The sequence below is a fragment of the Nocardioides sp. YIM B13467 genome, assembly GCF_042788075.1.
GTDB lineage: Bacteria > Actinomycetota > Actinomycetes > Propionibacteriales > Nocardioidaceae > Nocardioides.
The window spans coordinates 1,211,624-1,225,218 of the sequence record NZ_JBHZPJ010000046.1; the positions used below are offsets into that span (position 1 = coordinate 1,211,624).

At 69.7% G+C, this 13,595-nt stretch carries 9 protein-coding genes; 6 read left to right on the forward strand and 3 right to left on the reverse strand.

Going from position 1 to position 13,595, the window contains the following annotated elements; genetic code table 11:
• Positions 1-49 precede the first annotated feature (49 nt).
• From ACFX43_RS13060 to ACFX43_RS13080, 5 genes are read left to right on the forward strand one after another with little or no spacing between them, the layout of a single operon-like run.
• Positions 50-301: a phosphopantetheine-binding protein gene (locus ACFX43_RS13060; protein WP_008354901.1), complete on the forward strand. Its 252-nt coding sequence runs from the start codon at positions 50-52 to the stop codon at positions 299-301.
• A complete protein-coding gene (locus ACFX43_RS13065; protein WP_378821724.1) occupies positions 298-1,524 on the forward strand; it encodes an AMP-binding protein in 1,227 nt (408 codons plus the stop codon). The genes ACFX43_RS13060 and ACFX43_RS13065 overlap by 4 nt, the downstream gene beginning before the upstream one ends.
• The gene (locus ACFX43_RS13070; protein WP_378821747.1) at positions 1,517-2,293 is read left to right on the forward strand and encodes an SDR family NAD(P)-dependent oxidoreductase; all 777 of its coding nucleotides are present in this window, start codon (positions 1,517-1,519) and stop codon (positions 2,291-2,293) included. Before ACFX43_RS13065 ends, ACFX43_RS13070 begins: the two co-directional genes overlap by 8 nt.
• A complete protein-coding gene (locus ACFX43_RS13075) occupies positions 2,293-2,718 on the forward strand; it encodes a hypothetical protein (RefSeq protein WP_378821768.1) in 426 nt (141 codons plus the stop codon). Before ACFX43_RS13070 ends, ACFX43_RS13075 begins: the two co-directional genes overlap by 1 nt.
• Positions 2,719-2,776: 58 nt before the next feature.
• On the forward strand, positions 2,777-6,361 hold the full coding sequence (locus ACFX43_RS13080; protein WP_378821789.1) for a CDP-glycerol glycerophosphotransferase family protein: 3,585 nt from the start codon (positions 2,777-2,779) through the stop codon (positions 6,359-6,361).
• 74 nt (positions 6,362-6,435) lie between these two features.
• On the opposite strand, the gene ACFX43_RS13085 is transcribed toward ACFX43_RS13080, so the two are convergent.
• A complete protein-coding gene (locus tag ACFX43_RS13085; protein WP_378821797.1) occupies positions 6,436-8,781 on the reverse strand; it encodes a hypothetical protein in 2,346 nt (781 codons plus the stop codon).
• 147 nt (positions 8,782-8,928) lie between these two features.
• On the opposite strand from ACFX43_RS13085, the gene ACFX43_RS13090 reads away from it, so the two are divergent.
• Positions 8,929-10,866 (forward strand): glycosyltransferase, encoded by a 1,938-nt coding sequence (locus ACFX43_RS13090; RefSeq protein WP_378821811.1) that lies wholly within the window; start codon positions 8,929-8,931, stop codon positions 10,864-10,866.
• A 10-nt stretch (positions 10,867-10,876) separates the two neighbouring features.
• On the opposite strand, the gene ACFX43_RS13095 is transcribed toward ACFX43_RS13090, so the two are convergent.
• Both ACFX43_RS13095 and ACFX43_RS13100 read right to left on the reverse strand, forming a co-directional pair.
• A complete protein-coding gene (locus ACFX43_RS13095) occupies positions 10,877-12,448 on the reverse strand; it encodes a class I SAM-dependent methyltransferase (protein ID WP_378821818.1) in 1,572 nt (523 codons plus the stop codon).
• A gap of 9 nt (positions 12,449-12,457) precedes the next feature.
• Positions 12,458-13,591, reverse strand: a complete 1,134-nt coding sequence (locus tag ACFX43_RS13100) for an acyltransferase family protein (protein ID WP_378821825.1) — start codon at positions 13,589-13,591, stop codon at positions 12,458-12,460.
• Between the last annotated feature and the right edge of the window lie 4 nt (positions 13,592-13,595).

Consider the following 13,595-nt stretch of genomic DNA (forward strand, 5'->3'; position numbering starts at 1 on the left):
TCTCCTCAGACGTCATGGGATGCGCGCTCACGTTATATGGTCCGAGGCCATGGAGACTCTTGACCGACCGGCGGTCCGCAAGCTCATGGGCGAGGTGCTGGCCGTGCAGGGGAAGACCCTGCCTGCTGACGACACCGCGAAGCTGGCCGACATCGGCTTCCGTTCTCTCGACTTCTCCGAGCTCGCGCTCCGGGTCGAGGACGAGATCGGCGACGAGCTCAACTTCGAGGCGGCCGGGCTTCGCTCGATCGAGACGATCGGAGACGTGCTCGACCTGCTCGTGGAGATCCAGGGGCAGTGATCGCCGACAACCTCGTCGTCGACGCCCGGACGGGGAGGCGAGCGACCTGGGGTGAGCTCGTCCAGCAGCACGCCTCGCGGCCGGCGCCGACGGCCCACGTGGTGGAGCACAGCGTCGATGCGCTGCCGGCGGTCGCCGGCCTGAAGGACGGCGGCGAGCTGCTCGTCGTCGCCGCCGGACGTCTCGACGAGGCCCTCGCGACCGAGCTGCGTGGAGCCGGGTTCGACCTCGTCGAGCCGTCCGGCGGCGTGCAGGAGGCCACCAGCCGCCGTGCTGCCGAGGACGGCCGGGTCTGGTTGCTCACCTCCGGGTCGACCGGCCGGCCCAAGCGGGTCGGCCACACCCTGGAGTCGCTCTCGACGGTGACCGGCGAGCTGGCGCCGCGCACCTGGCTGTGCCCCTACTCGCCCGGCACCTACGCGTGGTGGCAGGTGATCACCCTCGGGCTGGGCGTGCCCGGTCAGGACCTGGTCCTCGTCGACCCGGCCGACCTGGACGACTGGGTGGCGCCGGCGCTCGAGCACGGCGTGACCGCCGTGTCCGGGACCCCGACGTTCTGGCGACGTACGCTGATGCGCCACGGCGCCGAGCTGCAGAAGCTGCCGCTCGAGCAGGTCACGCTCGGTGGCGAGCCGGTCGACCAGGCGGTGCTGTCGCAGCTCGGCGAGGCCTTCCCGGACGCGCGCGTGTCCTGGATCTACGCCTCCTCCGAGGTCGGTGCCTCGATCGTCGTCCACGACGGTCGCGCGGGCTTCCCGACCGAGTGGCTGGACCGCGACCTCCCCGGTCGCCCGCGGCTGTCGGTGGCCGACGGCGAGCTGGTGATCACCTCGCCGCACCACGGCACCGACGCCTCGGGCGCGGAGCTGGCCGGGGCGGTTCGCACCGGCGATGCCGTCCGTATCGAGGACGGCCGGGTCCTGGTCACCGGTCGCCTGGACCGCGACGAGCTCAACGTCGGCGGCTCCAAGGTCTCGGCCGGTGCCGTACGAGACCTGCTGCAGTCCCATCCCGCGATCGCGTGGGCGGCCGTGCGCGGCCGGAAGGCGCCGCTGGTCGGCACCATGGTCGTCGCCGACGTGGTCGCCGACCAGGACTCGGGCGTGACCGCCGACGACCTGACCCGTTGGGCCGCCGAGCGACTGCCCGAGTACGCCGTGCCGCGGCGCATCAAGATGCTTGCCGATATCCCGGCCAAGGAGACGCTGAAGAGCGATGTCTGATTTCCAAACTGCCGAAGCGAAGCCCGAGGCGATCAGCGCTGTCCCGCCCGTATCCGTGGCGCTGGTCTCCGGCGCTTCGCGCGGCCTCGGTCTCGCCATCGTTACGGACCTGCTCGAACGTGGCGTGAAGGTCGCCGCCTTCGCGCGCACGGTGACCCCCGAGCTCGAGGCGCTGGCCTCGAAGTACCCCGAGGACACCCACTTCGGCTCGGTCGACGTGACCGACGAGAAGGCGGCCCAGGCGTTCGTCAAGGAGGTCGAGGCGACGCTCGGCGTCATCGACGGGCTGGTCAACAACGCCGCGATCGGCCAGGACTCGCTGCACGTGCACACCTCGTCGGACCGGATCGCGCAGATCATCGAGACCAACCTGACCGCGCCCTTGGTGCTGACCCGGTTCGTGCTGCGGCGCCTGATCGGCAAGGGCCTGAAGGGCCGGGTCGTCAACGTGACCTCGATCTGCGGCCAGCGCGGCTATCAGGGCCTGGTGGCCTACTCGGCCACCAAGGGAGGTCTCGACGCGGCGACCCGCTCGCTGGCCCGTGAGCTCGGTGGCCGGCTGCTGGTCAACTCGGTCGCTCCCGGGTTCTTCGCCTCCGAGATGTCCGCGGTGCTCGGTGCGAACCAGCTCGAGTCGATCGCGCGCCGCACACCCTCGGGTGCGATGACCACCCCCGAGGACGTCGTGCCGACCGTGCGGATGTTGCTGCTCGAGCAGACCAACATCAACGGCCAGGCGATCGTCATCGACGGTGGCGGCTCGATCTGATGTCCCGTGACCGGCTCCGCGTCGGCAGCGATGCCGAGCTCGCCGGCTATCGCGCCCGCAGCCACCTCCACGACGGCCGGGTGGTCGCCTGGGCGGGCTCCTACGACGGCCCGGTGGCGGTCGACGCCGAGGTGGAGCGTACGGTTCCGGAGGCCCTCGCCAGGCGGTTCGGCACCGACGGGTTCTGGGAACGATGGACCCGGGCGGAGTGCGTCGTGAAGCTCACCGGACGCGGCGTCGCCGACATCGTGGGCCTGATGGCCGACGACCCTGCTGGGGGCGACGGACCTGGCGCGGCGGTGTCCGTGAGCACCGTACGTCTGCCGGGCGACATCGTGGTGTCGATCGGCACACTCCACCGCGAAGGTTCCCCGAGGGGTATCGGCCGGAGTGCGGGAGACCGTTCGTTCGCCTGTAACCTCTGAGTTCGATCAGATTCGCGGGCGCGTCACCCAGGACGCCTCGGACCGAGAGGGAATGTGCATGGGTCAGGGAATCGTCGACGTCTTGCGTCGCGCCGAACGAAGGATGCCTCAGGGTGTCCGTCGACTGGCTCGTGACGCCGGGCATCGCGTTCTCGGCCACGAGCGCGGCCCGCTCGTCTCGGTCGTGGTGACGGTGACCGACCAAGACAAGCAGTATCTGGCCGAGTCGCTGCTCTCCGTGCGCGAGCAGACCCACACGACCCTCGAGATCCTCATCGCGCCCTATGGTGAGGCCAGCGTGGTGAGCGACCAGATCCTCGCCGACCTCCCCGACGACTACCGCCTGCGGCTGCTGGACAGCTCCGCGACCCAGGCCGAGGCCCGCGACCGTGGTGGTCGTGCGGCGCGCGGATCCTACGTCTGCTTCCTGCTCGCCGCCGACCTCCTCACCCAGAACGCGATGCGTACGCTGGTGACCTCCCTGGAGGAGAGCGGGTCCGATCTCGCGGTCGGTCGCATCGAGAGCCGCCAGCGGCTCTCCCCGCCGGTGGTGCCGGCCTACGACCTCGTGCACGCCGAGAACCGCTCCGGCCTCACCCTCGACGAGTTCCCGGTGGCGCTGAGCGATGTCGGGGTGAGCAACCGGCTCTTCCGCACCTCGTTCTGGCGCCGGCACGGCTTCAGCTTCGGCGGCCGCGGGGGTGCCGACGCGGTCGGCTTCGACGGCTACCTGAAGGCCAACCGCTTCGACGTGGTCACGGCGCCGGTGTGCGTCGACATGGACCGCGCCGACGGCACCCCGGTCGAGCAGCTCCATGACCAGACCCTCGGGATGGAGGAGTGGATCGCGCAGACCCGCTCGACCTGGGTCGCGATCGGCGAGCTGGCCTCCGACCTGCGCGACCACTGGGCGCTCGGTGGGCTCGCCGGCCGCGCCAACACCATCCTCGGTGACGTCGAGCGGATGAGCGCCGAGCAGTGGACCGCCCTGCGCGACCTCGTCGTCGAGATCGAGCGCGACGTCTCTCCGGAGGTGTGGCTCAAGCTCCCGGTCGAGGTGCGGGCCCGGCTGACCTACCTCATCGCCGACCAGCGCGAGGACCTGACCGCGTTCGTCGCGTCGCGCTGGTTCGAGCGAGGCAACCTGCGCACCCGGGTCGTCGGAGGCCAGGTGCGCGGGATCTTCCCCGACACGGACCTGCCCGAGGCCGTGACCACGCTCAACGAGCACGAGACGCCGGCTCGGGTGCTCGTGCGGGACGTACGTCCGCTCGACTCCGACCGGGTCGTGGTGGACCTGGTGGCCCGGATCGAGCTCGTCGACCTCGCCGAGACGACCCCGTTCTTCACCGCACGCCTGGTGCCGGACTTCGTCAGCGTCGACGACGAGGACGGCGTCGCGAGCGATCCTGACACGGCGCTGCCCGACCCGATCGACCTGACCGTGACGCCGCGGCGCGACGCGCAGGCCAACATGACCATCGGCCACAAGTATCAGGACTACCGCGCCGGCGGGTGCCGCACCGAGATCGACCTCACCCGGCTCACCGCCGGGCGCTGGCACCTCGAGGTCACCGTCGGCGTCGACGGCGTCGTCCGCACCACCAGCGAGGTACAGATCGACACCCGTGGCCCGGCGGGCAACCTGGCGACGCGCTACCGGCCGCGGGTCCACACCTCCACCGGCCTGTCGGTGGGTTGCGAGCGCTACCTCGATCAGCTCAGCTTCCGCGCCGTCCCGACGACGACGACCTCCCTCGAGAAGGCGGAGGTCGACGGCCGCACCGTCTCCCTGACCCTCGCCGGCGAGCTGCCGCAGGCCGTGCGGGCGATCGGTGGCGGCGTACGCATCGAGGCGCCCGTCAAGGACGGCAAGGTCACCCTCAGCCTCCCCGCCCACGGTGCCGTCGAGCCCGGGGTGCCGGCCGCCTGGCGGCTGGACACTCTCCAGGACGGGACCTCTGGCCGGATCGTTTGGACCGACCCGATCGGTTCGCCGTGGACCGGCGAACGCGGCGGCAGCGTGCTGGCTTCGCGAGACGGCCGGGGCTACGCCCAGATCATCGAGGTGGCCGACACCGTCGCGATCGACCGCGTCGAGCTCGGCGACGGCCAGATCACGGTGTGGGGCGAGTGGCTCAGCTCGATCCCGAAGCATGCCCGGCTGACACTCTCCGGATCGCGCCACAGCGAGACCGTCAAGATCGACACCACCGCCGCCGAGTTCGAGGTCGTCTTCACGCTGCGCTGGGACGAGTGGGGCCTGGGCGATTCCGTCCTGCCCAGCGGCGTCTACCAGTTCCAGCTCACCTGCGGAGCCAAGCGCAGCGGCAACGTACGCCACACCACCGCGTTCCTCGAGCACCAGGCCGAGTTCCAGACCAGTGACGAGGTCCGGCTGCGTCCGGTCAACGGCAACGGCCCGGGAGTCACCCTGCAGCCGCCGATCCCCGTCGACCACGCCGGCAGCTACGCCCACAATCTCGCCCGCGAGCGCGTCCTGGCGGCCGAGGAGCCGCTCGACGAGTCCGCGGTCTATCTCTCGACCTACGCCGGCTCGACCGCCACCGACTCCCAGCTCGCGATCCACGAGCACCTGCGTCGCACCCGGCCCGACCTCACCCTCTACTGGGGCGTCGCCGACCACGCCTCCCGGGTCCCCGAGGGCGGCATCCCGGTCGTGCTGCAGAGCCCGGAGTGGTACCGGGTCATCGGCACCGCGAAGTACCTCGTCCAGAACATCGACTTCGACCGCTGGTGGCACAAGCGGGAGGGGCAGCGGTTCCTGCAGACCTTCCACGGCTACCCCGCCAAGTCGATGGGCCTGCGGATGTGGCGGGCGAAGATGTTCTCGCCGCTGCGCTGCGAGGCCGAGCTCGACCGTACGACCGCCGGCTGGGACCTGATCCTGACCCCGACGCCGGAGATGGACCGCTACTACCGCGAGGAGTACGCCTACGACGGCCCGATCCACAGCGAGGGCTACCCGCGCGATGACGCGCTGGTCCTCCCGTCGGCGGCGGAGGACCGCGAGCGTACGCGCAACCTGCTCGGCATCGGCTCCGACCAGAAGGTGGTCCTCTACGCACCGACCTGGCGGGACCACCTGGCGCTCAACTACCGCTCGGCGAAGATGGTCGAGCACCTCGACGTGGTCGCGGCCAGCGAGGCCCTGGGCGACGAGTACGTCATCCTGCTGCGCGGTCACCGGTTCAACTCCAAGGGGAGCGAGCGCAGCGAGCGCACCGCCCGGATCATCGACGTCACCGACTATCCGGAGATCAACGACCTGATCCTGGCCTCCGACGCGGCGGTGCTCGACTACTCCAGCCTGCGCTTCGACTTCGCCCTCACCGGGCGGCCGATGGTGTTCCTGGTGCCCGACCTGTCCGACTACACCGGCGGCATCCGCGGCTTCCTCTACGACTACGCCGACACCGCCCCCGGCCCGATGCTCGACACCGCCGAGGAGGTCGTCGCGGCCCTGTCCGACCTGGACCGGCTCGAGGCCGAGCACCGCGACCGGATCGCCGAGTTCAACGCCAAGTACCAGTACACCCAGGACGGCAAGGCGACCGAGCGGGTCGTCGAGGCCTTCTTCGACAAGCCCAGCTTCGACAAGCCCAGCTTCGACAAGCCCTGACGGTCACAGAAGCAGCGATGGCGCGTCCCCTCGCGGGGCGCGCCATCGCTGCTTTCTACGGCCTCAGGCCAGGATCACGGCAGCCGGGCGAGAGCCGGTTTGGCCACCGAGGTCTTGCCGGGGATCGCGTTCCAGCGCTCCGGCAGGACCACGCGGTGCGGGCCGACCTCGAGGAGGAGCACGTTGCGGTAGGTCATCCCGTACGTCTCGACATAGGGCGTCAGCGAGGTGAGCAGGTCCTGAGCGCGCCACTGAGCGGCGTCGAGCACGAGCACGTCGATGTCGAAGGCGTCGAAGTCGAAGGCGTGCCGCTGGTGGCCGTCCCGACGCAGCTCGGCCGCCTCGGTGGTGCGCTCGGCCTGCTTGTTGGCGGCGGCGTGGATCTGCTGGAAACCGCTGACCGCGCGCGTGCCGACGACGTCGGCGGCAGCCACCAGGTTGCCCTCCAGGTCGGTGTCGGCGAGCCCGGCGATGTCCTCGGTCAGCACGGCGGAGACCGGGAGGATGACGAGCTTGTCGACGTCGGGGAGCAGGTCGGCGACCACGAGCCGCTCGACCTGGCCGATCGGGAGCGTGCTGCCGTCGGGCTGCTTGATGCCGTCGAAGCCGGACACGTCCAGCGCGCTGAGCGTGATCCCCGGCCGGGCGAGCTCGTCGAGCCGCAGGTCGGTGCCACCGGTCTGGACCCACAGGTGAACCGGACGGGACGAGTAGGCGGCGATGGACTTGATCAGCCGGCGCAGCTTCGGGCGCTGCTTCGGGCGGGCCGAGACGGCGACGTGGATCGCGTCGGCCGGGACCTGCTCCAGGGTGCTGACCGGGTTGCTGCGTACGTCATCGGCGATCGAGCTGACCAGCTCGCCCACCTTGCGGGCGCCGGCCCGGCGCTCACGGGCGATCTCGACCTCGGCGGCGTTCATCTCGCGCCACTGCGTGTAGACCTCCTCGACGCTGGCGCCGGAGAAGATCTTGGTGAGGATCGTCTCGAGCCGGTCGTTCATGCTCTCCCGGATGCCGTCGAACTCGGCGGGGGTGAGCGGGTTGAGACCGGCGAAGCGCGGGTCGGAGAGGTTCTTCGGGCGGAAGTCGATGTCGATGCCGATGCTGCGACCGGGCAGGTAGCAGTGCAGGCGGCTGGTGACCAGCTTGCGGTGGTCGCGGCGGTAGCCCTCGAGCATCGTGATCGCGTCGTCGATGTTCTGCACGAACGGCCGGAACCGGACCTCGTCGAGGCCACCCTGGGCGTAGGTCGGGGCGCCCTCGGGGATGGAGCCGTCGAAGACGTCGACGTAGCCGACCGGCGCGTCCGGGCCGGGCAGCTCGGTGGCGTCGGGGAAGACGGTCGAGACCGTGGTGGTGAGGCAGCCGGAGAAGAAGGCGGGCACGCCGACGGAGAGCAGGATGTCGACGGTCGTCCAGTCGCGGCAGCCGATCGGGGCGTACTTCTTGAGGTACTCGATCGTCTCGTCGGTCATCATGGCGCGGGTGCTGCAGTGGAACGAGACGAAGATCGGGCGCAGGTTCTTGTGGAACGGCATCCCGTAGCGCATCTCGAAGATCGGGTGCATGTACCACCCGAAGCCGAGCATCCAGGTGTCCTTCGGGACGGGCTGGTACATCGACGCGTCGCGCTGGAGGGTCATCAGCTGGACCTTGGCGGACAGGCCCTCGCGGACGCGCTCGGGGCGGACCCGCTCGCGCAGCCGGTTGGCCAGGTCGTCGAGCTCGGACTCGCCGGTGAACTCCAGGTCCTTGTGGCGCACCACGTGACCGAGCGAGGCGACGGTCTGGACGTGGTCGCCGATGTTGGCCGAGGCGCGGGAGCGGCCGGGGTGGCCGTAGTCGACGACGGCGTAGGAGACGGTGCCCTCCGGCGCGGCCGGGGCGTCGGGCTCGTCGTTGTCGGCAGCGACCCACGGGCGCAGCCAGTCACGGCTCTCGACGGTCCACTTGGTATCGCCGTTGGTGCCGTCGCCGACGGCCTCGTCGAGGCGGGCGTAGAGGCTGCGTGCCAGCTCCTGGTCGCCGTAGCCGAAGACGCGGCTGGTCATCGCGAGCCACGCGCGCCCCGAGACGTACGACGCGCCGGACTCGGCGAGCTCGCGCAGCGTCGCGCGGGTCGCGTCGGGGTCGACGTGGAGGCCGGACATGACGTACTCGTCTGCGGCCTTGGCGGCCCACTCCTCGACCGGGACGCCCTGGAAGAGGGCCCAGGCGCGCTCGTAGAACCCGCCGCCGGCGGCGTTGACCGCACCCTCGAGATCAGCGGCGACGACGAGCGGCTCGACCTCGATGGAGATCGGCGCCGGCTTCGAGTCCTGCGGCGCACCCTCCGAGATGGACGGGACGCGAGCGGTCAGGCTCTGACGCAGGCGCTCGGGAAGCAGCTGGCGAGCGAGTCGTCGAGCTGGGCTGGCCATGGGACTCCTTCATTGATGGTTCGACGCAGTGTCGTCGGGCGGAGCCGCGATGTTCGCGGTCCGTTCACACGTTTCCCCCTATGATCCAGGCCGGATATCCTGCCCGAAGAATCGGCAATCCCCAAAGACGCCGACTAATCTCTGCGCATGCCGATCCCCAACCCCCACGAGCAGGTCGCGTTCCCTGAGGGCCGCTACCTCACGATGTGCAACGAGATCGCGACCAAGTTCGGTGGGCAGACGCGGGCGATGATCATGCGCAACCGCCTGATCACGCAGCACACCGGGATCCCGACCACGCTGCTGACGACCGAGTCGAAGCCCGTCTACGACGAGGTGCGCGAGGTGCTGCGCGAGTCGGGCCAGCTGGTCGAGGGCATGGACCTCCTCAACCTCTACGAGTGGTACCGGCTGAACACCCCGACCGACGCGCCGGACGAGTCCGTGGCCGCGCTCGGTGGCCAGCTGGGTGAGGTGGCCGGCACGACCACCTCCGACGTACTGCACCCCGACGGCACGGTCTACTACACCGCCCACTCGCAGTCGGGGAAGGACCTGGCGCGTGACTACCGTCGCGCCGACGGGTCGATCTACCTGCGGGCGCCGGGTCCGGGTGCCCCGGCCGCGTCCCGGGTGCCCTACATCCTCACCGACGCCGAGGGGCGTCCGATCCGGTCGTGGGAGACGGTCGGCGGCTGGCTGTGGCACTGGCTCGAGCTGCTCGCCGGCGACGCCGAGCGGGTCTTCTTCGTGACCGACTCCCGGTTCGCGCTGCGTGACGTCATGCCCCGACAGGACGACCGCTTCTACTTCCTCCACCTCATGCACAACAACCATGTCGTGAAGGAGCGCCGCTGGAACTCCCAGCTCTCGGGCAAGTACGCCCCGCTGCTCGACAACATCCACGAGTACGACGCGCTGGTGAACCTGACCCATCGTCAGTCCGAGCACATCGCGATGCGCTACGGCTCGACCTCGCACCGGTTCGTGGTGCCCAACCCGGTCGAGCTGCCGGAGCTGCCCGAGACGATGCCCCAGCGGGAGCCGGCGACGTTCGTCACCGTCGCCCGGCTCGAGCCGCAGAAGCGCCTCGAGCACGCCATCAAGGCCTTCGCGAAGGTGATCGAGAAGCGGCCGGAGGCCAAGTTCCAGATCTACGGTGACGGCAAGCTCTACAAGCCGCTCGCCGACCTGATCGAGACCCTCGACGTCGGCAAGAACGTCCAGCTCATGGGCCACGACCCGCGAGCCAAGGAAGCGCTGCTGCACGCCACCGGCTTCATCATGACCAGCGTCAACGAGGGCTACCCGCTGGCGACCCTCGAGTCGCTCTCCTTCGGCTGCCCGGTGATCAGCTACGACATCAACTACGGTCCGCGCGAGCAGATCAGCGACGGTGTCGACGGCTTCATCGTCGAGGCCGAGGACATCGACGCGGTCGCCGAGCGCTGCATCCAGATGATCGACGACCCCGCCGCGGTGGCCGAGATGTCCCGCAAGGCTCTGGAGAAGGCGAGCAAGCACGACTGGCGCGCCTTCCTCGAGGACTGGCGCGTCGCCTTCGAGGGCGCCGTCGCGCAGCGACCGGGCCGGATCGAGAACGCGCGCGCCCGGCTCGACGTCCACGCCCTCGGCTGGGCGCGCCCGATGCCCGAGGGCGTCGCGACCCGGCTGCCGGGTCCGGCCAGCCGGCTGGGTCGCACCCAGGCCAGCTCGGCCGCCTTCCGTGACTCTCGTACGCTCCGCTTCGACGCCATGCTCACCGTGATGGGCGAGTGGCCGAAGGGCGTGATGGCGGACCGCATCGTCACCCTCGACGCCGTCTGCAACGAGACCGGCGAGGTGGCCGCGCTGCCGCTCGAGGTCTCGCCCGAGGGCCGCGGTGAGTTCCGGCTCGCCTCCAGATTCGACCTCGCGGAGGTCTTCGAGGAGTTCTCGGAGAAGGCGCGCAACCTCGACCTACGGCTCCGGTTCACGGTCCACAACTGGAACTGGGAGACCAAGCTCGGCCGGCCCCGCGAGGTGCGCCCGAACTTCGAGGTGTCGTTCGGTCCGAACGACGTCCTTCACCTGCAGCGCCGCTGACCGGCGGGCGTCAGGCTCCGGCCGTGCGTACGACGTGCAGCTTCGTACGCCGCTCCAACCGGAAGCCGGGACGGTCCTTGAAGTACTCGTCGACAGCGTCGCGGCACCCGCTGTAGTGGAAGTAGTCGTCGAGCACGATCCGTCCCCCCACGACCAGGTGGGGGACGATCCGCTCCAAGCACGTCATCGTCGACTCGTACCAGTCACCGTCGAGGTGGGCGAAGGCGACCGGCTCGTCGATCTTCAGCGTGTCCTGGAACAGGCCCTGCACCAGCTCGACGTTGTGCTGCGCCGGATCGATCCCGTGCCTGGTGAATGAGTCGCTCACCTCGTCATAGAGGTTGTCGCGATAGCCGTAGTAGGTCTCCCCGCCGATCCCCTTCGACGTGCCGCTGACGATCTTCTGGTAGCGCTTGTGCACGTCGTCGCCGTCGCGCTCGGACGGCTCCGGGATCATCCCGAAGACGTCGTAGACCCTCATCGGCCGCTTCGGGTCCTTCGCCGCGGCCATCACGATCGCGGAGCCACCGAGCGCCGCCCCGGTCTCGATGATCAGGCCGGGCCGGTCCTGGATATCGGCGTCCAGCACCTGGCGGGCGAGCACCTGCAGGTTCTCGGGCTTGAGGTAGGTCAGGTGCTCGGCGCGGACACCGTCGAGGACGGTGCGGACCTCGGCCGGAAGCGCGAGGTCGGCCAGCGGGTCGCGTACGGACTCCCGGGTGCGTACGGTCTCGGTCCTCAGTCTCTCGACCTCGGCCTGGAGCTCGGACATGGTCGGGGCGGCCTTCGTCTGGGTCTTCGTCTCGGCCTCGGGCCGCTTCGATACGAGCGGCGTCCCGTCGGCGGGCTTGCGCGCGACGACGACGTAGTTCTTCGGCATCCCGCGCTCGAAGCGGCGACCGGAGACCTCCAGCCGCGCGTAGAGGCGGCTGAGCCGGACGGCGAGCTTCCGGTTGAGGAGCACGATCGGGGCGACGTAGGCGAGCTTCCAGCGCAGACCGCGCCCGCGAAGCTCGCCGACGCTCGCGGGGAGGTTCTTCGCCATCATCTGGTAGCTGTAGGCGACCGTCCCGAAGTAGCCCTCGAGCCAGTTCATCCTGGCGATCTCGAAGCCAGCCTCCTCGAACATCTTCCGCAGCGAGAACTGGGTGTAGCGGAAGAAGTCGTAGGGCTTCTGGTGCTCGGCGAAGAAGAGGGGCGCGGAGAGGAAGATCCGCCCGCCCGGCTTGAGTACGCGGTAGAGCTCCGCGATGGCCTTCTCCGGCTCGGGCACGTGCTCGAGGACCTGGTTGCAGATCACCCGGTCGAAGCGCCCGTCATCGACCGGGATGTCGGTGATGTCGCAGACGTAGTCGAGCGGTGCGTACGCCGAGCTCAGCTGGGCGAAGTCAGCGGCCTCGTAGTGCGCGTGCTTGAACAGCTTCCGGTAGGGCGAGCGGCCCGCACCGGCGTCCAGGACACGCATGCCACGCTTGGTGCCTTTGGCGAAGCGTGCCATCTCCTGGCGGAGACGCACTCGGGAGGGATTGATGTGTCGGGGCTGAACCGCAGCGCCGCGATTCTGCCGGCCTCGGGTCAGCATGGAGAGACATTAGCGCTGTTGAAGCGGAGTCTCCCGTAAACCACGCAAGACCGCGTCGCGGACCGGATCGTGGAGGCGGCGCTCGATGAGGTAGTGGAGCGCGATGGCCAGGACGAGGGCGGTCGAGACGGCAGCGGCCAGGACGATGTACTCGTCGTAGCGGCCGTGGAACTCGTCGATGATCCAGAACGCGAACTGCGCGTGGATCAGGTAGAGCGGATAGGTCAGCGCCCCGAGCGTCGTCAGGAAGCGCGCCTCGACCCGCCCCAGTGGGCCGGCCGAGACCAGCCAGACGAGCACCGCGAACCCCACGATCGCCCAGCCGGTGACCACCGGCGACACGGTGGCACCGACCAGCTCCGTGGCCCGGTCGGCGTACTCCGTCGCCTGGCGGATGCCCAGGATCACGTTGTAGGCCACCGCGAGCCAGGCGATGAACGAGTTGCCGAACCGGTAGATGAGGAACAGCGCCATGCCCATCGCGAAGAACGGGGCGTGCTCGGCGAACAGGAGCGAGTTGAGCATGCCGGAGTCGGTCGCCCGGGCGATCTGGGCCAGCAGCGGCCACAGGAACACGACCGCGATCACCCGCTGCTTGGTGATCCCGACGAGCAGGAAGACGCCGATCAGCAGGTAGAACTTGAGCTCGATCCAGAGCGTCCAGAAGGCACCCTGGGCACTGAGTACGTCCCAGGCGTCCTGAGTCATCGTCATGTTGATCAGGCCGCCGACGAACCCCTGGTCGCGGCCGCCCTTCCAGTAGGCCTGGAGGATCAGCGTGATGATGACGGCGACCCAGTAGGCCGGGAACAGCCGGGCGACGCGGGAGGAGACGAAACGGGGCAGGTCACGACCCCACGCGGTCATCAGGATCACGAAGCCGCTGATGATGAAGAAGAGCTCCACGCCGAGGTAGCCGTAGCGGGTGACGTGGTTGAGGGTCGGGAAGACCTCCCGTGGGTCGAGACCCCAGTAAGGGGTCGCGATGCCGGTGAGGTGGTAGCCGACGACGACGGCTGCAGCGATGAACCGGAGCGCGTCGAGCGCGCCGAGCCGGGAGCGGCGTACGGCCTTCTTCTTGGGCTCGGGGGCGGGTGCAGAGGCCGGGGCCGTTTCCGCGGGCGCGGTCGGGGTGCTGGTCATCGGG